Genomic DNA, 21,304 nt, shown 5'->3' with positions numbered 1-21,304 from the left:
CACCGCCCCACGCTTGAAGGTCAGCAGCGGTTCCCTGCGTTTGGTCTTGGCGTCATACGGTCGGCGATTATTGCGGTACTGATCCATGGCCGCTTCGCAGGACTGGGTGAAGTCGGTCTTCAGTTCGACGGTTGCCACCGGCAGACCGTTGATAAACAGCACCAGATCAATGGCAAATTCACGGGCCGGGTGATACTTCAGCTCCGGCACCACGCGCAGGATATTGGCCTGGTAGCGCTCAATGACTGCTGCATTGCGCTTGTCTTCCGGTGCGGCCTCGGTCATCTCGATCAGGCCGCAACCGGCAATAGAAAAGCCCTGGCGCAACACCTGCATGGTGCCTTGTTTCTCCAGTGCTTTATCCAAGCGGTCCATCAGCACTTCAAGGGTTTTGGCCCCGTTGAGCCGTTCCAGCTTGTCCCATTTTTCCTGCTGGCCGCTGGATTTGATCCAGTTTTCCAGATCTTCGGGGTACACCGCCCTCTCGGTGTCGTAGAACTTGGAATCACCCAGCTTCCAGCCCTGTTCTACAAACCGGTCGATGATGTATTGCTGGAAGTATTTTTCCTGATGTGCTGCTGATTGCATTTATTGTTTTCCTCGCAAATCAATCTGGCCGGTGACAGCGGCGGTGATAAAGGCGGCGCGGCGTTCTTTGAGCAGGGTGATACTTTGTTCCGCCTTGCTAATCAGTGCATCAATGCGGGCGGTTTCGCGGTCGAGGGTGGCGACAATGGTGGCTTGTTCATCAGGGGCTGGGGATGGCACCCTAAGGCTGGCTATCACCTCTTGGTTGATATTCGGCTGGCCCCCGCCCTCAGAGAAGAAAGCCACGATATCGGCTCTGAATGCCATCAACCAGTAATACAAAAACTGGATATTCAAATCGCGTTCACCAGACAGCACACAGCAAGCTTGGTTGGTTGTTGCTGGGATTCCAAGAAACCCTAGGCGACCAATTGTTGCACCATACATGGCAATAGCTAATGAACCAGCGGGAAAAATTTTCAAGGCTGAGAATTTCTGCATGGCATCTGAGGTAACACACTTCTTTGTTTTAACGACGGTGTTTTCTCTAAGCTCACTTGTTGTTATCCACGGAATGGTTCCTCCCTGATACCATTCATGCTCCTTTGCCGGTGGCGTTGTTCCACTCCCAATGGCTTGGAAAGCATGAAAAACCTTCCTATTTAACCACTCCTCTGGCACCTGCCCAATCCACTCAATGCCGGAGTCCTTCATCTTGGCGTTGCGGTCTAGTCCCTTGGTGACAGCATGGGTAATCAGCGCCTGGCGCTTTTCCTTCAGTAGCTCGATAAAGCGGGTTTTCTTCTCGACAAGCGCATCAATACGGGCGGTTTCGCGGTCGAGGGTGGCGGCAATGGTGACTTGTTCGTCAGTGTCGGGAAGCCCGAAAGTAAATGACTCAAACAGCTCCGTTGGAACTCGCTTTAAGCCTCCAGTGCCTCTCATCTCAGATTTGGCAATTGTTCTGAACTGCTCTTCTTGCAGACGGTAGTAAAGAAATCGGTTATGTCCCTTTCCATTTACCCGAAGGACATTGATTTCTGTAGAGCCAAACCCAATGCCGTTAACCAGACCATTGGCTACCGCTATGTTTCCATTCTCGAAGCAAGGCGTTACCTTGGCGATCAGAATATCGTCATCGCAGAAATAGCTATATCCGTCATACACCTCATGAATAGGACGAGTTTCATCAAGTGTTATAGCATTGGTTCTCAGCTTCTCCATTGGGAGAAATGTGCAAAGAGAATCCTTTTCCTTGCTTAGGGTCGATTTCTTGGGATTCAAGGCGGAAATACGCTTGATCTGCGCAACCTTCCAATGCTCCGGCACCAGCCCAATCCACTCAACGCCGGAATCCTTGTAGGCTGGATACGGTTTGTAGTGACTCATTCGCTGGCCACCTCCGCCAGTAGCGCGGCAATCTCGGCTTCTACCTGCTTCAGGTCTTCATCAATATCATGCAGCTTGCGCGGCGGCTGGTACTGGTAGAAGAAGCGGTTGAAGTTGATCTCGTAGCCAACGCGGCCCAATTGACCATCCCTGGCATCGGTAAAGCTCTCATCCAGCCAGGCATCCGGCACATGAGGAAGCACTTCGCGGGCAAAGTAGTCGTCGATGTCCTCCAGATAGGGGACGTTCTCGTAATCAGTTAAATCTGTGTCTGGCACCAGCTCGCCGTTGGAATCCGTGACTGGCTCGGCTTTCGGGTCTTTGTGACCAAAGGCGTTGATCAGCGCGGTGATCAATGTCTTGTTGGATTTGACCTTGAGCTGCTTGGCTTCGTCGGACTTGATCGAGTTCCTAACAAAGGTTTCTGCCCAGCTATAGGGCTGCGTTTGCCCGATCAACGGCTTGAGGGCTTTGCGCCAGAATGTCTGATGCGCGTCAGAGAGTTTTTCCCAGGCAGCTTCGGCTTCCAGCCGCTCCATGCCCACCTTATCCAGCTCCAGGGTCATGCGCAGCGGGCGCAGGACCTTGATACGGCGGTAGCCAAAGGTACGGTAGTCCAGCATCCGGGAAAGCGCACCGGTTTCGCCTGCGGCGTAGATGTCCAGAATCTGGCGGCGCTGCTCATCGCTGACAATACGGCGCTTGTTGCCCTCGTTGCGGATTGCAGTCCACAGGTCGGTGGCGTTGATCAACTGCACCTTGCCTTTGCGCTCCTGCGGCTTCTTGTTGGACAGAATCCACAGGTAGGTGGCGATATTGGTGCGGAAGAACAGATCCGTTGGCAGAGCCACAATGGCTTCAATCAGGTCGTCTTCCAGCAACCAACGGCGGATTTCCGATTCGCCAGACGCGGCACCGCCGTTAAACAGTGGCGAACCCGACAGCACGATAGCGGCGCGGCCACCGCCGTTGATCGGCAGTTCTAGCTTGCTCGCCAGGTGCATCAAAAACAGCATGGAGCCATCGCTAATTTTCGGCAGGCCCGGCCCAAACCGGCCCAGCTCGCCTTTTTTGTGTTCCGCTTCGACGGCGGTTTTGTCCTTCTCCCATTTCTTGCCAAAAGGCGGATTGGACAGGCAGTAGTGGAAACGCTCACCGGCAAACTGGTCGTTGGACAGCGTGCTGCCCTGACGAATGTTCTTCGACAGATCTCGGCCAGGGTCGGACTCCAAACGGCGGATCAGCATACCGGCCACACAAACCGCATGGGTTTCCGGCTCCAACTCCTGCCCGTGCGGCACCAGCACTGGCGGGATCTTGTCGCGGTTACCGTAGTCGCCCACATGGTTCATGGCATCGGTGAGGAAGCCACCCGTACCACAGGTCGGGTCATACAGAGTACGAATCAAACCGGGGCTGGCCTCAAACAGGGCATCATCCGGGTCAAGCAGCAATGCGGTCGCCAGGTGAACGATGTCACGCGGCGTCATGAAGTCCTCGGCCCCTTCATTTACCTCGGCACCAAAGCGGCGAATCAGGTGTTCGTAGATGTTACTCATCACCCGATCCGGCACCACGTCCGGGTGCAGGTCGATCTTGGCAAAGTTCTGGCAAATCTTGTACAGCAAGCCCGCTTTCTCCAGCCGGATCACCGTATTGCCAAACTCAAACTCCTCGAAGATAGCGCGGGCGTTATCCGAAAACAGGGCGATGTAGTCTTCCAGATTGCGGCGCGTCTTGGTGCTACCCAGGGTGCCAAGGGAGTATTCAGAGGTGTTGTAGAAGGGGTATTCAGCGGTTGAGCGCAGAATGGTATCCAGCTCAACATCGGCATCCTTGAAAGCGTCATGCGCTTCTCTCACCGCCTCGCGAGTCGGCTCCAGCGCACACTCCAGGCGGCGCAGCAAGGTAAACGGCAAAATGATCTTGCCAAAGTCCGTATGCTTGAAGTCCCCCCACAGGTCTTCCGCGTTCTTCCAAATAAAGTCAGCCTGTGAAGCTGCCGATCCCGTAAATTCGTTCATTCTTGACTCCAACCACCTTTTGCACAGAACGGTACTGTAGTCAATCTGCGAATGTCAACCAGATTTTGCACAAAAGGGGATGGATTTCAATTCCTAGCTAAATCTGCGATCCTACCTCAGAATGCAAATAGCCGTCGTTTTTATTGCTTTTAACGAACGGGCGGACAAATTGTGGTGATATCAGCTTTGGGGAATGCCCCAACTCTTCCAACTTGCGTGCCATAAAGTGAGAACCGCCACAGGCTTCCATTGCGATGGTTGTAGCGGGGCATGTCGCCAAAAATTCGATCAACTTTGGCCGGGTAAATTTTTTACGGTAAACAGCCTTCCCGCGACGATCCTGGCAATGAATATGGAAAGAGTTTTTACCCAGATCGATACCAATGAGCGCAATGTTTTCCATGATAGTTCTCCGAATGAAAGCCTGTCCTCAGCATAGTACCGGGAAGGAGGGAGTGACCATCTCATTAAATAAAGCACGCTAAGCCGGTTGCAGCGGCCGTAGCGGCCTGAACTTGCCCGCGCCGATCTTGGCGCTGCTGCGCCAGAGGTAATCGCCGGTCAGGTTGATGTGCTCCCAGCCGAGCGGCGACAGGTACTGCAACAGGCCGTCATCGACGGCTTGACCGTGGCCACGCAAGGCGTTCGCGGCCCGCTCCAGATAGACCGTGTTCCATAGCACGATGGCCGCCGTCACCAGGTTGAGGCCGCTGGCCCGGTAGCGCTGCTGCTCGAAGCTGCGGTCGCGGATTTCCCCCAGGCGGTTGAAGAACACGGCGCGGGCCAGCGCGTTGCGCGCCTCGCCTTTGTTCAGCCCGGCATGCACGCGGCGGCGCAGCTCGACGCTTTGCAGCCAGTCCAGGATGAACAGTGTGCGCTCGATGCGTCCCAGCTCACGCAGGGCGACGGCCAGGCCGTTCTGGCGCGGGTAGCTGCCAAGCTTCCTGAGCATCAGCGAGGCCGTCGCCGTGCCCTGCTTGATCGAGGTGGCCATCCGCAGGATTTCATCCCAATGGGCGCGGACGTGCTTGATGTTGAGCGTGCCGCCGATCATCGGTTTCAACGCCTCGTAGGTGGCATCGCCCTTCGGGATGTAGAGCTTGGTGTCGCCCAGGTCACGAATGCGCGGGGCGAAGCGGAAGCCCAGCAGGTGCATCAACGCGAAGACGTGGTCCGTGAACCCTGCCGTGTCGGTGTAGTGCTCCTCGATCCGCAGGTCGGATTCGTGATACAGCAGGCCGTCGAGCACGTAGGTCGAGTCGCGCACGCCGACGTTCACGACCTTGGTGTGGAACGGCGCGTACTGGTCGGAGATATGGGTGTAGAACGTCCGCCCTGGGCTGCTGCCGTATTTCGGATTGATGTGGCCGGTGCTCTCGGCCTTGCTGCCGGTGCGGAAGTTCTGGCCGTCCGACGATGACGTGGTGCCGTCGCCCCAATGCTCGGCGAAGGGATGTCGGAACTGCGCGTTGACCAGCTCGGCCAGTGCCGCCCCGTAGGTTTCGTCGCGGATGTGCCAGGCTTGCAGCCAGGCCAGCTTGGCGTAGGTCGTGCCGGGGCACGATTCCGCCATCTTGGTCAGGCCCAGGTTGATCGCGTCGGCGAGGATCGTGGTCAGCAACAGGTTTTTGTCCTTGGCCAGGTCGCCTGACTTCAGGTGGGCGAAGTGCCGGGTGAAGCCCGTCCATTCGTCTACCTCCAGCAGCAATTCGGTGATCTTGACGTGCGGTAGGATCATCGCCGTCTGGTCGATCAGGGCCTGTGCGGTATCGGGCACCGCCGCATCGAGCGGCGTGATCTTCAGGCCCGACTCCGTGATGATGGCGTCCGGCAGCTCGTTGGCCAGCGCCATGCGGTTGACGGTGGCGAGCTGCGTTTCCAGCAGCGTCAGCCGGTCATGCAGGTACTGGTCGCAATCGGTGGCCACGGCCAGCGGCAATTCGCTGGCCTGCTTGAGGCTGGCGAATTTCGCGGGCGGCACCAGGTAGTCCTCGAAGTCCTTGAACTGGCGCGAGCCTTGCACCCAGATGTCGCCGGAGCGCAGCGCGTTCTTCAGCTCCGACAGCGCGCACAGTTCGTAGTAGCGCCGGTCGATGCCGGTGTCGGTCATCACCAGCTTCTGCCAGCGCGGCTTGATGAACTCGGTCGGCGCGTCGGTGGGCACCTTGCGGGCGTTGTCGCTGTTCATGCTGCGCAGCACCTCGATGGCGTCGAGTACGTCCTTGGCGGCGGGCGCGGCCCGCAACTTGAGCACGTCGAGAAATTCCGGCGCGTAGCGGCGCAGCGTGGCGTAGCTCTCGCCGATGCGGTGCAGGAAATCGAAGTCCTCGGGTTGCGCGAGCCGCTGCGCTTCGGTGACGCTCTCGGCGAAAGCATCCCAGGACATGACGGCCTCGATGGCGGCGAACGGATCGCGGCCCGCTTGCTTGGCCTCGATCAGCGCCTGGCCGATGCGCCCGAACAGCCGCACCTTGGCATTGATCGCCTTGCCGGATGCCTGGAACTGCTGCTGATGCTTGTTCTTGGCGGCATTGAACAGCTTGCCCAGGATGCGGTCATGCAGGTCGATGATTTCGTCGGTGACGGTGGCCATGCCCTCGATGGCGAGCGCCACCAGGGTCGCGTAACGCCGCTGCGGCTCGAACTTCGCCAGGTCGGCGGGCGTCATCTGGCCGCCCTCGCGGGCGATCTTGAGCAGCCGGTTCTGGTGAACCAGCCGCTCGATGCCGGAGGGCAGGTCGAGCGCCTGCCACGCCTTGAGGCGTTCGATGTGTTCCAGCATGTGCCGCGAGTTCGGTTTGACCGGGGATTGCCGCAGCCAGGCCAGCCACGTCGTCTTGCCGTTGTCGCGGCGCTTGAGCAGATCGTCGAGGCGACGGCGATGCACGTCCGTCAGCGGCTCAGCCAAGGCGTCGTAGAGACGCCGGTTGGCGCGGGTAATCGCTTCGGCGCTCGCCCGCTCGACGGCGTTGAGGGCGGGCACAATGACCGACTGCCGCCGCAGGTGCTCGATCAAGGCTCTGGCCAGCACGATGCCCTTGTCGGTTTGCATGGCCAGCTCGGTCAGCAACTGGACAGCCTGCCGGTAGTGGCCAATCGTGAACGGCTGGAAGCCGAACACCGTTTGCAGCTCGACCAGGTGCTCGCGTCGGGTCTGCTCACGCTGCCCGTACTCGTCCCAGCTTTCGATGCCGACCTTGAGCTGGTTGGCGACCAGTCTCAGCAATGGCGGGAACGGTGGCTCATCAGCGCCAAGGATGACGCCGGGAAAGCGCAGGTAGCAGAGCTGCACCGCGAAGCCCAGCCGATTGGCCGGGCCGCGCCGCTGCCGGATGATGGAGAGGTCGCTTTCGCTGAACGTGTAGTGACGGATCAACTCATCCTTGGTGTCCGGCAACGCCAGCAGGCTTTCGCGCTCGGCGGCGGAGAGGATCGAACGGCGGGGCATGCGGTTTCCTTCTTCTTGAAATTCTATTCTTGATTGCATATCATCTCAACGAGTTTCGATAAGAAAGGATGCGCATGCGACCGTCTGTTGTGCTTGACATGAAGCGAAGCGCAGTGCGTGAAGCGGTAGGCCGCTTTCGCGCCGCGAACCCGCGCGTCTTCGGCTCGGTGCTGCATGGCACCGACCGGGATGGCAGCGACCTCGACCTGTTGGTCGATGCGCTGCCCGGTGCCACGTTGTTGGACTTGGGCGATTTGGAAGAAGAACTGAAATCGCTGCTCGGCGTTGACGTCGATCTGCTGACTCCCGGCGACCTGCCGCCGAAGTTCCGGGCCAAGGTGCTCGCGGAGGCGCAACCGATATGAGCGAGAACCGCCTGCCCGATTACCTCGACCACATTCAGCAGGCCGCAACCGATGCGCGCAGCTTCGTGGAAGGGATGGCCAAGGACGACTTCTTGGCCGACAAGCGCACCCAGCAGGCCGTCATCATGAGCCTGATCGTCATCGGCGAGGCGGCCACAAAGGTGATGGATGGCTACGTCGAGTTCACCCAGGCGCATGCCGACGTGCCGTGGCGCAGCATGCGCAATATGCGTAATCGCATGGCTCACGGCTATTTCGACATCAACCTCGATGTGGTGTGGGAGACGGTACAGGAATGGCTGCCGGCGTTGCTCCAGCAATTGCCCGCCGTGCGTCAGGATGCCGACGATGAAGACCGTAACGACAACTGTGAAAGAGGGATCTCCGATGACTGTTGAATCGAGAATATTTTCTGTAGCCGAGTATGTTCAGCCGTCCGAAGGCGAGCCTATTCGTTCCGTTGTGCTTGAAACCCGAGACTCAATTATCGTGGTTTGGCATGTCCATCCCGGGCAGGAAATTGCGGCTCACATTCATCCTCACGGCCAAGACACGTGGACTGTTTTGTCGGGAATGGCTGATTACTTTCAGGGCAATGGGATTGTTCGTGCCCTCAGGGAAGGTGAGATAGCCGTGGCAAGACCGGGCCAAGTGCACGGGGCGCGAAATACAGGTACCGAGCCATTTGTGTTAGTCTCGGTTGTGGCATCAGCCAATGCCGGTTTCGTATTGGCTGAGCGATAGAGCCCAATCTCTGGAGTTGGTCCAATGAGCGGTCGGGGAGATAGGTAACAGACATGCAGCGGACACGGCTGCTAAACCAGGTCGCAAACCTCCTTGCGTCGCAGCGTGCCGCAAGCGACGCGATCAATCGAATGGGGTCGGCATGAGACTGAACACCATCCAGTTCCCGACCGCGTAGCCGCCTGTCCTGCCGATCAGGTCTTGACCATCGACGCCTGGGATCAGTCCTGAATGTTCTTGGAGACCACTACGTTATGAGCCGCAGCCGCCGCAAAACACCCATCGTCGGGCACACGACCTGCGGCAGCGAGCGCGAGGACAAGAAGCTCTGGCATCAGCGCTGGCGCACCCGTGAGCGCACGGCGCTGACCAGCGCGTCGCCCGAAGCCCTGAGCGCCCATCTGCCCCTGCTGGAAAACCAGGCCAGCAGCGTCTGGTCGATGGGCAAGGATGGCCGCTCCTACTGGCCCGTCAAGCGCCAGGCCGCCACGGCGGATCGCATCGCCAATCACAAGGGACGCAACCCGCAAGAACGCGCCTCCCTGAAAAAGCGCCTGCTTACACTGTGATTCCTTCAAAATATCTCAACGAAATTTCCCGACACCTGTTTAAGCTATCTTGCTGATATTTCTGTTTTTCGATTTTTGCCGGCGCGATGCCGGCGACGTTGGCCAGCTGCCCCGGGCGCGATACTGAGATCAGTTTCTTTGAACAAAAAAACCGCCTTTTGGCGGTCAGTATTCAGTAGCGGGGTTAGAGGGCCAGTCGTGTAAAAAACCACGTTAGCCGACTATTTATTTGAATAACATAATATTTTAACTGATATGCCAGCGTTCATCCTGACTTATCTGAACAGGGCTCCGCCTGTAAAATGTGAAAGATAGAAAGGTAATTATTTATAATAAAATTAAATAATTTCAATTTTCTCTTCAGAATATACACTGACAGTGTGAAAAAACCCCCGTTATCACGGGGATTTTCCTGTAGATAATACGTTACCTGACTTGCTTAGAAGGCGCAAAGCGCAGTATCAAAATACCGGCCAGAGCGGCCAGTATGGACCCTGCCAGAACCCCCACCTTGACCTCATCAACGAGCAGAGGGCTGCCTGTAAAGGCCAGATTGCCGATAAACAGGCTCATGGTAAAACCAATCCCACACAGTACCGAGACACCATAAACCTGTAACCAGGTACTTTTCTCTGGTCGTTTCGCCAGGCCCAGGCTGACGGCCAGTAGCGACAGGCCAAAGATACCTGCCTGTTTACCCAAAAACAGGCCCAGCGCCACGCCTACCGGAACCGGCGACAACAGGTCATTCATCGTCATGCCCGACAACGCGACGCCCGCATTGGCGAAGCCAAACAGCGGCAGTATCATAAACGTGACCCAGGGGTTGATGGCATGCTCAAGCCTGTCCAGAGGCACTTCATCAGCCGCATTCCTGGTTCGCAGCGGGATAAAGAACGCCAGCAGGATACCCGCGACGGTGGCATGCACGCCTGACTGAAGCATGAAAAACCACAGTACTCCCCCCGTCAGCAGATAGGGCAGCAGGCGCGTCACGCCGGCACGGTTCAGGCTAAACAGCAGAGCAACCATTGCCGCTGCACCACCCAGCATCAGAAGCGAAATGTTGCTGGTATAGAAGAGCGCGATGATAGCCACCGCCCCCATGTCATCCAGAATAGCCAGCGCCGACAGGAAAATTTTTAGCGAGACTGGCACACGACTGCCCAGTAAGGCGAGTACACCGAGCGCAAAAGCAATATCCGTGGCCGCCGGGATGGCCCAGCCGGAAAGGGTTTCGTCATGACCGGCATTAAACCCCACGTAAATCAGGGCAGGTACGGCCAGACCACCCAGTGCGGCAAAGCCCGGCAACGCACGCTGGCTCCAGGTGGCTAACTGGCCGGTGACAAGCTCACGCTTGATTTCCAGCCCGACCATCATAAAGAATACGGCCATCAGGGCATCGTTTATCCAGTGCTCAACGGACAGGCCTGCTGTTTTGTATTTCAGGAGTGTTTCATAACCTTCCCTGAGGGGCGAATTGGGGCTTTGTTGAATAAATAAGATTTCTTGCGAACGACCCTGTAGCTGGCTGGATTTTCAGGCAATACGCACGCTTTCTGGCATCCCAGCCTTTGTCATCCTGTTCAACGCACGCACCATGGCCATAGCTTCCGCTACCTGACCATCGTAGTCACGCAGCGTCAGTGAATCTCCCAACAACTGCTTCATTCTGTACATTGCCGTTTCCGCTATCGAGCGACGGTTATATTCCGTTGTCCATTTCCACCGTGCATTGCTTCCGCTCAGCCGCTGATTAGCAACGGCACGGTTGCGGTCTGCGTACTCACCGGGCCAGTAACCTGCTCCTTTTCGGGGAGGAATAAGCGCGCTGATTTTTTTGCGGCGCAGTTCATCGTGACAGAGCCGGGTATCGTAAGCCCCGTCTGCCGCGGCTGCCCTGATTTTTCTGTGAGTCTGCCGGATAAGGCCCGGGAAGGCTTCTGAGTCCGTGACGTTATTCAGCGACAGGTCTGCACAGACAACTTCATGTGTGTTGCTGTCAACAGCAAGATGCAACTTTCGCCAGATACGACGGCGCTCTTTGCCGTGCTTTCTGACTTTCCATTCGCCTTCACCAAAGACCTTCAGCCCGGTGGAATCAATCACCAGGTGTGCGATTTCACCCCGGGTGGACGTTTTGAAACTGACATTAACCGACTTTGCCCGCTTACTGACACTGGTGTAATCCGGGCAGCGCAACGGAACGTTCATCAGGGCAAAAATGGAATCAATAAAACCCTGCGCAGCCCGCAGGGTCAGCCGGAATACGCGTTTAATCACCAGAACGGTGGTGATGGCGAGATCAGAATAGCGCTGGGGCCTTCCTCGTGATGAAGGCGTTGCCGACTCATACCAGGCCTGAATCGCCTCATCATCCAGCCAGAAAGTGAGGGAGCCACGGTTGATGAGAGCTTTGTTGTAGGTGGACCAGTTGGTGATTCTGAACTTTTGCTTTGCCACGGAATGGTCTGTGTTGTCGGGAGGATGCGTGATCTGATCCTTCAACTCAGCAAAAGTTCGATTTATTCAACAAAGCCCCACGCAGGCTCCAGGCTGATAAGATTTTTCGACAAGTTCCAGTTTAAAGTCCATGGAGTAAGACGCACGAACCCTGCGGGGACGAAGAGAATCTGACATTGATAGAGTCCATTAACGTTTATAAGAGGACTCTATCATCGTCAATCACCGGAAATTTCAACAGACGGTACTGAGATGACGCTTACCAATATACTGGTGAATGCCGGCGTGAAAGTCCGTCTGACGGATGCCTATAAAATCCACCATGACAAAGTCATCATCATCGACCGGAGCACGGTTGAAACCGGATCATTTAATTTCACCAAAGCAGCGGAATATTCTAATTCAGAAAATGCGCTGGTCCTGAATGATATGCCACAGGTGGCCAGCGTCTATCTGGAACACTGGCAGTCCCGCTGGGAAACAGGAAGAGACTGGAAATCGACATATTAAAAAGAGTTGTTATGTCTGAAAACACACAAAGAAAAAAAGCCCGGCGCAATAACGATATACAAATCACAACGCGCGAGTTTGCGCTCATGCTGGGCATACCAGAGCATGAACTCGGCGTCGCAGCAGCCACCACAAATATATTGCGCGGAATGACATTGCCCGCCCCGGTGAGTCTGTTAAAGGGAAAGACAAGGCAGTTCTGGCTGACTGACTGTCTGGATTTCGCCGAACAGTTAAAAGGAGCATCTGCAAAAAATAAATAACTATTAAAAAGGCCGCCTGATAATTCAGCCGGCCTTTTTTTTATGGCTTATAACTGTTGTCATCATTATGACGAACATCGTCGTAATACCGATTGTCATACTGCTGACGAACTGCTTCCCGTTCACGATCCGTATACCGGCCTTTCAGCTGGTTAAACTTCTCCCGCGTATAGTCGTATTGTTCCCGGTTACTCGGCACAAGGATACTGTCACGATGATGAAGGTTGTGTGCTGCCACCGCATCGCCGGCAGCATAAGCGAAGCTACCATCCCGGCTGAACTCGATGCGCTCGCCTGATTTCCAGGCCACCATGTCAACAGCTATGCGCGTATTGAGGTCACCGTTATCATACGGGTTAATGACTTCAACCCTGTCCCCTCGATCAATGATCGCATCCTGCCCGTGACGCGAATAGACAACCGCGCCATCACGATATAACCGGGCATCGTAACCATCCGCTTTAATCAAAGACGTATCATCAGCTGGAGCACAGAAAATAATGCTGTCTGAAGCCTGCGGCGTCCGGTTTTTACGGTTCTGCCGGTAAGCCCAGCCACGCAGCTGGCTGAGCGCAGCCTGATCGCCGTGCAGCGCCTGCTGTTCGGTCCAGGCACGGTAAGTCAGCGGCCGCATCCTGCCCTCATCATATAATTTCCGGCGTTCTGCCTTCAGCTCAATACGCAGGGCCGCCATCGACTTCTCACGTTCAAACTCCACGATGTGGTACATGAGCTTACGCATATGCGCGTCTTTCTCGTTATCCCGGATATGTGTCTTCTGCTCTTTGAATGCCGCGGACACAGCCCGGAATCGTTCGGCAGCATGAAGGTCAGGCTTTTTCCAGGCGTTGCGGTACTTCTCGTAGCGTTCACGCAAATCGATACGGGCCTCAGCGCGTGCCTGCCGGCGTTCCGCACGGGCACCACGATCGCGGACATGTAGTCTGTCACTGTACGGCGTCTGAACACTTTGCTTAACCATTTCCGCAGAACGTGATGACGGAACAAAGGTTCCCAGCGCAGGCTCAAGACGGGAAAGCGTCATACCGGGATGAACACGCGAAGATTTCACGGCCAGCTTCTCGTCGCCACACACATCACGCACGACAAGTCCTTTGCCGGAAGGCTCTAACATTAAACCGGCGTCGTTCATGACCTGATGCAGTTTTTCCCATGAAGCATTCTTCTCACGGAACATGGTGTTAACAGGCTTACGAACATGCTGGACAGCAAAATGATGAAGGGACTCTTTATCAGAGAAGTGTTCAAGCTGTCGCGCTGAACGTGGTGCATTGCGATACCCTTTTCTGGCCCGTACAAGGTTGTTGTCAGCATCACGAACCCAGCTTCCGTTATCCACTTTAAATCCGTGCTTCAGTTCCAGTTCGCGGCAGGTACGCTGAAGTTTATCCGCGTCATTCCAGACATTAGCCGCCCGATAAGAAACCGGGTGAACGCGGTTAGCGGCAATATGAACATGAAGATTATCCGTGTCACGGTGAATTGCCGCTACGTACTGGTGCTCTTCCATCCCCAGGCGCTTGAGTGAGTGTTTAACGCTGTCAAAAACCTGATCGTCAGATGGATTTTCATCTTCCTGCCAGCTCAGAATGTAATGATAAACGGCATCCTTAACATGCAGGTTCTGCATGGCAATGCTGTTCATCTCCATTGCGGCTGTTTCAACTGACATCAGGTTATGCTGACAGGTAACTCCGTCAACAGAACAACGGATATCACCTTCCGGAGTCATATCAGAAATCTGTTCAATGATCGTACCTTCACTACGGTTCATGTAGTCAACAAGGCGATCAAAAATGGCCTGGCGGGAACGCGACGGACGCCGGAAACGCTGGTCTTCTTTCAGCTCGTCTTTTAACGGAACATCATCACGCACGGAAACGTACGCGACCAGCTGAACAAAGCTGGACTTCCTGTCGCGACGTTTGGGTGGAATGATGGCGTTCATGTTTAGTCGTTCTTTTGCTCTATCCTGAAAATGGCTGCCTTGATGGCCTGCAGTATCTCTGCGTACTCCTTACTGCCGACCCCGTTCCCTTCTTTAAAGAGGTGCTTCTGTAAACCGCCAAGACGTGAGAGTTCGTTAATGAGCTTGTGATCTGTCTGCGGAGCAATCTTCCTTCCTAACGCAGCCCTCAGCATGAATGCGCCAATGCTGAGACCGGCATCCTCCGCCTTTTGACGTATCTCATCCCGCTCTTCCGGAAGACACCTTACCGGCGGAAGAGTGGCTGTTCTGTTACGACGCTCACTCTTGCTCATGACGTTAAATCTTCCTTTCGGTCCAACAGTTAGCACAGTCTGGGGTGTCGGGGCTTCGCCCTGACCAGGAGTTTTGGATTGCTGCCACCGTGGTGGCGGTAATACAAAACATATCCTGTCCCGCTTTTGAACTTCGTGAGTAAGTTTACCAAATCTGCAATCTGTCTGCCAGATGACAAGAGGAGTACGCTGAATTATTTCGGGTATATTGATAGACATGGTTGGCGTATCATCGCCGGTTTTTAAAAGAGAACGGATAGGGTACGTTTCCTGTAGCTCTCAGTGATTAAGATTTCCAGAGCTGGTTATCCGTCTTCTTACGCAGAAAAGTCTGCTCTGCTTGTAATGATTTTATCGGTGGTTACAATGAACATTTTTCCGGTGGAGAATCCAGAATGGTTGCAAAGAAATCTAACCTGTACAGCGCAACTGACATCGAATCTATTCGAGGTCAGTTGGCTAAACTTCCAGATGTGACGCAAGAAAGATTACAGAAACGTGATGTACTTGATTCCCTGAAAAGTGACATTGAGACTCTGATTAGAAACAAAGGCTATACACTCAGTGAGATCCTTGAGCATCTCAAGAACTTTGGTTTTCATGACGTGACTCTTAAAGATTTAAAAGAGATTACTGAAGGAAAAAGAACTCGTCAGAGAAAGCGGGTCTCTTCATCGACTGAGGATAAAACGCCAGTTCATGCGGCAAATTCGCCTGCTGAAAGTTGAAAAAAAAACGGCGCTGCTATGAGCGCCGTTCGTTAATTTACATACTGTACCCCATGTAATATTCAAGCCAGAAACAAAAGTACCGCCACTCCGGCCCGTTCATCGGCGGTACTCTCATTCGCTTACCCTTTGCAAGATCCTCGGCAAGCTGTAGAATGGATAACGACATAAGCAAACCTCACATTTTCTTTTGTCAACCTGCCGGATTGTTGTCGCAATCCGGCCCCCTTTTTTCTCTACTTCTTAAACCTCCATTAGTGTTCCAGTTTTTTACCAGTCCCAGTGCTTAAGCTCCTCGATGATGGGCGCATCAGCCTGGAAATGAACCCAGTCATATCCTTCACATTCCAGCATTCTAAGATTTGATATGCAGCCATCACTTACCCCAAAATTTTTCAGACGTTCTTCCCATTCATAGGGCAATGCACATAACCGAAATAACCAACCGTGAGCAGTGCTGCTTATCCAGAACTCTCCGGATTCTTTCCAGTTGTTCCAGAGAAATTCAGGGATAATTTCTGAATCCTTATGGCTGACGTGGCCTGTACAGATCACTGCAACCTTTACTGTTTCAATACCGGTTAATACCATTGCTTAATCTCCTTTCGGGGGAGTTTATCCCCCGCTCCGGTTGATAATCAGTGCTAATTTCTTGTTCTGATATAAGGCATAAAACCTTTGATAAAATCGCGGGAGAACGTGAAATCTCGCCAGATAAGATCACCACTGTTATCACGCAGCTCAAGCTGAATGGCGTCAATCGAGTAGAAGTTAATTTTCAGGTTAGGCAGAAGACCAAGAGGGTATGCCTGAGACGCTACGGCGTTAATTTTCCGTGCATCAGATTCAGGCAATATTGCGGTATCATTGAGTTCCATTTTTTAACCTCGTCGCCTGTCGGGGCGATTCCGCTACTCCGGCGCAGTTGCCGTTTCGATGTGATTATTATACGACAAAAGACATACCTTTATCAACTAAAAAACAAAAAAAAGGCCGATGCCTCGAACCTTTTTTATATGTATCACTGCATCCGGTTATACGTTACCTGATAGTCAGTGCTTCTTCCCTGCATTCTGACTTTATCAACTCTCGTCACGTTAATTGCTATCCCGTTTGTCACCATGATTGCTTCTACAGCTTCATGCAGGCTTGTTCCGGCGACCACAGGCCACCAAAGTTCACAATCTGACCCCTGTAATGAGGGTATAGCGCAAAAGTGGATGGCAGTATTGCCCCGCACAGGGCAAACAATAATCGTTACACTAGCGCGGTAATCTTTCGTCATTTTATTTGAGTTAGTCATTGCTCTGACTCCATCACTATTTTACATCTTCATTAATTTTCTCTGACACCCTTTTACTAAAACGAAGCAGTAAGAACGTTCCGCTGACCACGTAAACGCTGTCGCTTTTTCACCGCTTGCCTGTGTTATGTATTGACGTGTTTTTTCCGCTGTCATGCAGTTGCCTGAACTGATAATCGGGTATCGGAGGTGTGTTCAATGCATCCCGCTGCCGTTAGATGCTCGCTAACGGATCATTTGTACGCCCCCTTTCGGGGGCGTTCTCGTCAGTCTATAGCGGCAAATATTTTCACTTTTTCTTTATGCTGGGACGCATACCCTTTTAGCCTCTCACTCTGCTTAATCAGTTCTTCCTGCGCGTTATGCCATTTTTTATCCCACGCAAGAAAAATAAGAGCATTAAGGGTAAACAGGGTAAGAACAATACCGGTTGCATCTGCCGAAAGTTCTCCCTCAAAATAATTACCAGGCACAGAAACATTGAAATATTCCGCACACTCCGGCACCAAGTAACCTCCACCAATTGACAGCTTTATATACTTCCAGCTTCCGCCATCGTATTCCTTACATAAGCGGCGAGCCTGATTAAAAATATTGTTTTCCCCGTAGGGGGTTAATGAGCCAAATAAGCGGCACAAAAATAATGCACGCTCGTTATTAGGAACAATTTGTGAGGAGATAACTGCGGTAGGTTCGTGAATCATAATGCTACTCCGTCGCCTGTCGGGGCGATTCCGCTACTTCGGCACTATTGCCGTTTCGATGTAATTATTATACGACAAAAGACATACCTTTATCAACTAGTATTATCCCTTTCATGATGAAATACATGATTTTTTTAAAGGCCGCCGAAGCGACCTTACTGGATAATGCTTACTGTCGGGGAGGTAACATATCAGGGTAATGGCTGGCTACCATGTCGTTGATTTTTTCAACCAAATCGAGGCGTTTAAACGTAATATGCGCACTGCCTTTTTTATAATATCGCACGCTGAAGTAATCACACTCGAACACCTTACCGTTGAACTGGTTTTCACTGAAAAAGGCATCCAGTTTGGCGCCGTCAGAAACGCGGTGATCTGGCACGTTCCGCCCGTCCAGCACGTAGAACGGTCGCGCCAGATCGTCAATCTTGGTGTGCCCGTCTGAGCTGAAGCGAACCCAGCCACTCCGCCAGACATCGAGCAACGGCGCGATGATGATACGCTTACCAAACATGCAGGGGTTATTGGTTTTATAGTCCCACGACAGGGATTTAAATATATCAATCAGCCCTTGCGTGAAGGTATCAGCCTTGCTTGCGTTCAGGTGCCTGAAGGTGCTCATAACGTTATCCAGCGTTATCGGAGGCATTTCACTGCCTGCCACCTGCCGATCCCATTCCTGACGCTGTTTGTTACTCATCAGCGTATACATGCCCGTTTCAGACATCAGACGATCCCAGATTTTTCCATCAATGACGCGTGCAATAGCGGTTACGGCTCGGTCTGACGGGGTGTCTTTCCATCTGATGGCGTTTTCTACAGCCTTGTCAAAATCGTAAAGGTATTGGCAGCCGCCTGCCTCTTGCATCAAATCGCGCGCCTTGCGTATCTGCCCGATAGCATCTAGGTAAAGCCGTATACCTTCATCACGAAGCGAGATGATGCGCTCAATAGCGACTGAGGGAACAACCTCAGCACTCTGTTGGCCCAGAATGATTTCAACAGATGGAACATTTTTTGACTCCGACATTTAAAACTCCTGTGCCATTCCTGGCGTTAAGTTAGGGTTAACGAAGGCTGGCACGCTGCCAGCCTGGGAATGGCTATCTGCGGCTCGGGAGTAACTTACTGATCTGAGCAGCAAGCGCATAAGTTGACGGGAAGGGACCGCTGATCCGCTGGTTGGGGATTTGATTCAGCGCTGAAAGACACGCTTTCAGAAGGAAATCTTTCTCTGCGGCAAATTCTGCCTTGAGCTGGGAAGGGGTTAATGCTTTTGACATCATGTAAACTCCGTCGCCTGTCGGGGCGATTCCGCTACTCCGGCACTATTGCCGTTTCGATGTAACCATTATACGACAAAAGACATACCATTCAAAGCTATTTCTTACTCTGAATGGTATTTTTTATATTTTAAATCATATGGTTAATATTCATCCCGGATCTCTGCCTCAAAATGCCCTGCGGCAATATTAACAAGGGAAAGAAACGGCTCAGCTTCTGTCACGCCCAACAAATGGCAGGCGTGCATAGTACTGGCCAGCATGCTGATCACAATCCCTCTGACTGGCTCAGTACCGTGCTGATGCTGCCCGCTGATTTTCGCGAATTCAATCAGCCCGGTGGCTGCCATTTGTGCGCGTTCAGCGTTGCTGACGAACAAATCATCACCGCAATTCCGGAACTGCTCCGCGTCCAGAAATACAAGGTCGGTATAGGTTGCGATTCCCTCAGCCTTGTCGCATAGGTCGCTCTGTGGGTTTTTAATGCCTTTTTCTGACGCCATCTTTTTTGCTCCTGTCGGTTTGTGGGTTATCGCTGCCTCAGCAGCGCCACGTTCCGGCCGTAACCGCATAAGGGAAAGGTAAAGCGACACGGCAAAGCCGCAGCGCAGTGAGCCTGCGAACGAGAACGGGTGCAGTCGGGGCGCTTTACCTTTCCCGCGGTTACGGCAGGATTAAGGCGTGCTGAAGGGGAGATAAGCCACAGTGCGACGGTGCAGATAGGCGGGATTTTCAGACATCGTGGCCTAGCGGCAGCCCGAAACCGCTTGCGGGTTCGGCGGAGCCTGGCTGGTGCGAAGCAGCTGCCAGGCGGAGTGGTCACGACGAACCGGCATTGCCGGTGAGCCGAAGGTGTCCCCAGCAGTGGCCTTTGACTTTAATTCATAGCAAAAGGGAAAAAGGACACCATGAACCTGGCGCCCTGTAAGGCGTTTTAAGCGCCTTAAATGGAAAAGGCACGGAAATATATGGCGTCATGAGAAAAAAAAGCCACATCCCGTCTCATGCGATTTTACGGGCGCAAATCATGGCTATCAGTACAGCACTGGAACGAAAAAAAGGAGGTGGCGGGGCGCGTAAGCGTCTCCGCACGGGGCTACAGCAGACCGCTTTCTGCAAAGGAGGTTAACGTATTGCCCGTTACGATCATATGATCGTGCGTATTAACTTCTACGAGCAATAACGCCGCCTTTATGCGTAGTGTCAGCGCCTTATCAGCAGCGCTCGGCACAGGATTAGATGAAGGATGATTATGGGCCAGAATGACACTGCTGGCGTTATACTGCATCGCTTTTTGGACAATGATGCGGACGTATATTGAGCAGGTATTAATGCTCCCCTGGAACAGTTCTTCAAAAGCAATTACACCATTCTGGCTGTCCAGAAACAGCACCCCAAAACAATTCTCGATCGGCACTGGCAAAGTGCAGACGCAGGAAGGAACGGACCATATCCGGACTGGTGAGGTAATCAGTGCCTGGGAGTTTGGCTGAGATGATAGCCTCTGCCCGGCGGATGATTTGCTGTTCTTCATCGGTAAACTTCATGGGGTGACTCCGTCGCCTGCGGGGCGATTCCGCTACTCCGGCGTTATGCCGTTTCGGTAAACCCATTATACGACAAAAGACATACCATTGCACATTTTTTTGTTAGTCTTCCTCTCAGGATCGGCGTATCAGGTTGAGTCCCGGATGTTCGTCTGCAAGCAGCATCAGAAAATTATACTCACCGGGCTTGAGCGTACCGGCGTTCGCTTTTGACTGTTTGGATTTCCACGCGGCAAGTGTATAGCCCAACAAATCCGCGATTTCCTGTTGCTTCATGCCGAGCGCAACGCGCAGCTCCTTAACCTCTTCGGCTGAAGGCTGGGACCGGATAACTTCAGAAAACAGCCTGTCCAGGCGGTAATTTTTAATCCGCCATGCCGGATGTTCATCAGCAATCAACAGCAAAAAATTGGTTTCGCCGATATTAAGCAGGCTTGAATCATATTTGCTGCCTACCTTTTCGGGATCTGCCTCTTTACGCATCCATGTTCGCAGATCCACACCCATCAAGTCTGCCAGTTCGGTCTGTGTCAGCCCCATACGTTGGCGGATCGCTGCAACCTGTGCAGGTTCCAGAGGTGTTTTAACAGTTCCGTCCTTCATACCGACTGGCTCCAGAAATCAGAGGAGAAAAACGCTTTTGCCTGGCGGGAATTAGTGTATTTAATTTCCCGCAGGCCAGCTTTGTCAGGGGAGGTATAACGCGTTTCTTCAAGTATGGTGTTCTTCTTCGCGTTCCAGCGGCGAACGTACACGACGTATTGCGCGCTGTCCCGGTAAACTTCAAAGGTAAATTTGGTACTTCCGTTAACGCCTTCGTCGTAATAAAGCGGGGCAGTCTCTGTCATAAAATAGGTCCTGTGGACGGCGGGCCGCCGGTGGCAGCATTGCGTCAGTCTGAAAAGAGATGTGCCTGTGCGCTGTCGCTCTGTTACCGGTCTGACCGCATGGCGGCGGTGCGGAATATGCGAGTAAAAACGGCATGTGACGGGCAGATAAGCGCCGGCGGGCATTGATATGTGGACATCGTCTGCGGTGAGCAGAAGGTTAGTATTCATGGTTATGACTCCGTCGCCTGTCGGGGCGATTCCGTTAAAGGTGTTCTCATGATACGACAAAAGACATACTTTAACACGTTTTTTTTACGTCT

At 53.4% G+C, this 21,304-nt stretch carries 23 protein-coding genes and 2 pseudogenes; 7 read left to right on the top strand and 18 right to left on the bottom strand.

Annotation, left to right across the window (positions count from 1 at the left end):
* From A1WC_RS00035 to A1WC_RS00055, 5 genes and pseudogenes are all read right to left on the bottom strand, one after another.
* Positions 1 to 588: type I restriction endonuclease (locus A1WC_RS00035; RefSeq protein ID WP_016162086.1), on the bottom strand; the 588-nt coding region annotated here is incomplete at its 3' end.
* The gene (locus A1WC_RS00040; RefSeq protein WP_016162085.1) at positions 589 to 1,917 is read right to left on the bottom strand and encodes a restriction endonuclease subunit S; all 1,329 of its coding nucleotides are present in this window, start codon (positions 1,915 to 1,917) and stop codon (positions 589 to 591) included.
* Entirely contained in the window at positions 1,914 to 3,941 is a 2,028-nt protein-coding gene (locus tag A1WC_RS00045; RefSeq protein ID WP_016162084.1) for a type I restriction-modification system subunit M, read from the bottom strand. The genes A1WC_RS00040 and A1WC_RS00045 overlap by 4 nt, the downstream gene beginning before the upstream one ends.
* A gap of 133 nt (positions 3,942 to 4,074) precedes the next feature.
* Positions 4,075 to 4,344 (bottom strand): annotated as a pseudogene (locus A1WC_RS00050) (IS110 family transposase); the annotation flags it as partial.
* A 78-nt stretch (positions 4,345 to 4,422) separates the two neighbouring features.
* Positions 4,423 to 7,389, bottom strand: coding sequence for a Tn3-like element ISPa38 family transposase (locus tag A1WC_RS00055; protein WP_003100881.1), 2,967 nt, complete (start codon positions 7,387 to 7,389; stop codon positions 4,423 to 4,425).
* A gap of 74 nt (positions 7,390 to 7,463) precedes the next feature.
* Here A1WC_RS00055 and A1WC_RS00060 point away from each other — a divergent pair, with 74 nt between their 5' ends.
* The 4 genes from A1WC_RS00060 (at position 7,464) to A1WC_RS00075 (ending at position 9,067) form a co-directional block, all read left to right on the top strand.
* Positions 7,464 to 7,754 carry a nucleotidyltransferase family protein gene (locus A1WC_RS00060; RefSeq protein ID WP_001247892.1) on the top strand — a complete coding sequence of 97 codons (291 nt, stop codon included), beginning with the start codon at positions 7,464 to 7,466 and terminating at the stop codon, positions 7,752 to 7,754.
* Positions 7,751 to 8,152, top strand: coding sequence for a DUF86 domain-containing protein (locus A1WC_RS00065; RefSeq protein ID WP_001293886.1), 402 nt, complete (start codon positions 7,751 to 7,753; stop codon positions 8,150 to 8,152). Before A1WC_RS00060 ends, A1WC_RS00065 begins: the two co-directional genes overlap by 4 nt.
* Positions 8,142 to 8,498 carry a cupin domain-containing protein gene (locus tag A1WC_RS00070; protein ID WP_000215515.1) on the top strand — a complete coding sequence of 119 codons (357 nt, stop codon included), beginning with the start codon at positions 8,142 to 8,144 and terminating at the stop codon, positions 8,496 to 8,498. Before A1WC_RS00065 ends, A1WC_RS00070 begins: the two co-directional genes overlap by 11 nt.
* 254 nt (positions 8,499 to 8,752) lie before the next feature.
* Positions 8,753 to 9,067, top strand: coding sequence for a hypothetical protein (locus tag A1WC_RS00075; RefSeq protein ID WP_000091613.1), 315 nt, complete (start codon positions 8,753 to 8,755; stop codon positions 9,065 to 9,067).
* A gap of 426 nt (positions 9,068 to 9,493) precedes the next feature.
* Here A1WC_RS00075 and nhaA read toward each other — a convergent pair.
* Together nhaA and A1WC_RS00085 are read right to left on the bottom strand one after the other, a co-directional pair.
* Positions 9,494 to 10,552: pseudogene (gene nhaA / locus A1WC_RS00080) on the bottom strand (Na+/H+ antiporter NhaA); the annotation flags it as partial.
* A gap of 57 nt (positions 10,553 to 10,609) precedes the next feature.
* The gene (locus A1WC_RS00085) at positions 10,610 to 11,578 is read right to left on the bottom strand and encodes an IS5 family transposase (protein ID WP_000654811.1); all 969 of its coding nucleotides are present in this window, start codon (positions 11,576 to 11,578) and stop codon (positions 10,610 to 10,612) included.
* 207 nt (positions 11,579 to 11,785) lie between these two features.
* Between A1WC_RS00085 and A1WC_RS00090 the strand changes: the two genes are divergently transcribed.
* Both A1WC_RS00090 and A1WC_RS00095 read left to right on the top strand, forming a co-directional pair.
* Positions 11,786 to 12,043, top strand: a complete 258-nt coding sequence (locus A1WC_RS00090) for a phospholipase D-like domain-containing protein (protein ID WP_016162081.1) — start codon at positions 11,786 to 11,788, stop codon at positions 12,041 to 12,043.
* 11 nt (positions 12,044 to 12,054) lie between these two features.
* The gene (locus tag A1WC_RS00095; protein ID WP_016162080.1) at positions 12,055 to 12,306 is read left to right on the top strand and encodes a hypothetical protein; all 252 of its coding nucleotides are present in this window, start codon (positions 12,055 to 12,057) and stop codon (positions 12,304 to 12,306) included.
* Between the two features lie 40 nt (positions 12,307 to 12,346).
* Here the strand turns inward: A1WC_RS00095 and traI are convergent, their stop codons facing one another.
* Both traI and mobA read right to left on the bottom strand, forming a co-directional pair.
* Positions 12,347 to 14,275 carry a TraI/MobA(P) family conjugative relaxase gene (traI, locus tag A1WC_RS00100; protein ID WP_015632446.1) on the bottom strand — a complete coding sequence of 643 codons (1,929 nt, stop codon included), beginning with the start codon at positions 14,273 to 14,275 and terminating at the stop codon, positions 12,347 to 12,349.
* 2 nt (positions 14,276 to 14,277) lie between these two features.
* Entirely contained in the window at positions 14,278 to 14,589 is a 312-nt protein-coding gene (gene mobA / locus A1WC_RS00105; RefSeq protein WP_016162079.1) for a plasmid mobilization protein MobA, read from the bottom strand.
* A 395-nt stretch (positions 14,590 to 14,984) separates the two neighbouring features.
* Between mobA and A1WC_RS0125490 the strand changes: the two genes are divergently transcribed.
* Positions 14,985 to 15,317 carry a hypothetical protein gene (locus A1WC_RS0125490; protein WP_015632448.1) on the top strand — a complete coding sequence of 111 codons (333 nt, stop codon included), beginning with the start codon at positions 14,985 to 14,987 and terminating at the stop codon, positions 15,315 to 15,317.
* 270 nt (positions 15,318 to 15,587) lie between these two features.
* On the opposite strand, the gene A1WC_RS00110 is transcribed toward A1WC_RS0125490, so the two are convergent.
* From A1WC_RS00110 to A1WC_RS27735, 9 genes are all read right to left on the bottom strand, one after another.
* Positions 15,588 to 15,908: a hypothetical protein gene (locus tag A1WC_RS00110; protein ID WP_015632449.1), complete on the bottom strand. Its 321-nt coding sequence runs from the start codon at positions 15,906 to 15,908 to the stop codon at positions 15,588 to 15,590.
* Positions 15,909 to 15,961: 53 nt separating this feature from the next.
* Complete coding sequence (locus A1WC_RS00115; RefSeq protein WP_016162076.1) at positions 15,962 to 16,195, bottom strand: hypothetical protein; 234 nt, start codon at positions 16,193 to 16,195, stop codon at positions 15,962 to 15,964.
* A gap of 691 nt (positions 16,196 to 16,886) precedes the next feature.
* The gene (locus A1WC_RS00120; RefSeq protein ID WP_015632450.1) at positions 16,887 to 17,324 is read right to left on the bottom strand and encodes an antirestriction protein; all 438 of its coding nucleotides are present in this window, start codon (positions 17,322 to 17,324) and stop codon (positions 16,887 to 16,889) included.
* A 169-nt stretch (positions 17,325 to 17,493) separates the two neighbouring features.
* Entirely contained in the window at positions 17,494 to 18,354 is an 861-nt protein-coding gene (locus A1WC_RS00125) for a DUF4942 domain-containing protein (RefSeq protein WP_015632451.1), read from the bottom strand.
* 73 nt (positions 18,355 to 18,427) lie between these two features.
* Positions 18,428 to 18,610: a cobalamin biosynthesis protein CbiX gene (locus tag A1WC_RS0125485; RefSeq protein WP_223351475.1), complete on the bottom strand. Its 183-nt coding sequence runs from the start codon at positions 18,608 to 18,610 to the stop codon at positions 18,428 to 18,430.
* Between the two features lie 140 nt (positions 18,611 to 18,750).
* Complete coding sequence (locus A1WC_RS00130) at positions 18,751 to 19,110, bottom strand: hypothetical protein (RefSeq protein WP_016162075.1); 360 nt, start codon at positions 19,108 to 19,110, stop codon at positions 18,751 to 18,753.
* Between the two features lie 593 nt (positions 19,111 to 19,703).
* A complete protein-coding gene (locus tag A1WC_RS0125480) occupies positions 19,704 to 20,141 on the bottom strand; it encodes a JAB domain-containing protein (protein ID WP_015632453.1) in 438 nt (145 codons plus the stop codon).
* A gap of 127 nt (positions 20,142 to 20,268) precedes the next feature.
* Positions 20,269 to 20,757: a transcriptional regulator gene (locus A1WC_RS25515; RefSeq protein ID WP_015632454.1), complete on the bottom strand. Its 489-nt coding sequence runs from the start codon at positions 20,755 to 20,757 to the stop codon at positions 20,269 to 20,271.
* Positions 20,754 to 21,212, bottom strand: a complete 459-nt coding sequence (locus A1WC_RS27735; protein WP_015632455.1) for a hypothetical protein — start codon at positions 21,210 to 21,212, stop codon at positions 20,754 to 20,756. Before A1WC_RS27735 ends, A1WC_RS25515 begins: the two co-directional genes overlap by 4 nt.
* Positions 21,213 to 21,304 lie beyond the last annotated feature (92 nt).

This window comes from Klebsiella sp. KTE92, assembly GCF_000398905.1.
Lineage (GTDB): Bacteria > Pseudomonadota > Gammaproteobacteria > Enterobacterales > Enterobacteriaceae > Klebsiella > Klebsiella variicola.
Note: the sequence above shows the minus strand (reverse complement) of the source record. Positions and strands in the feature narration are given on the sequence as shown.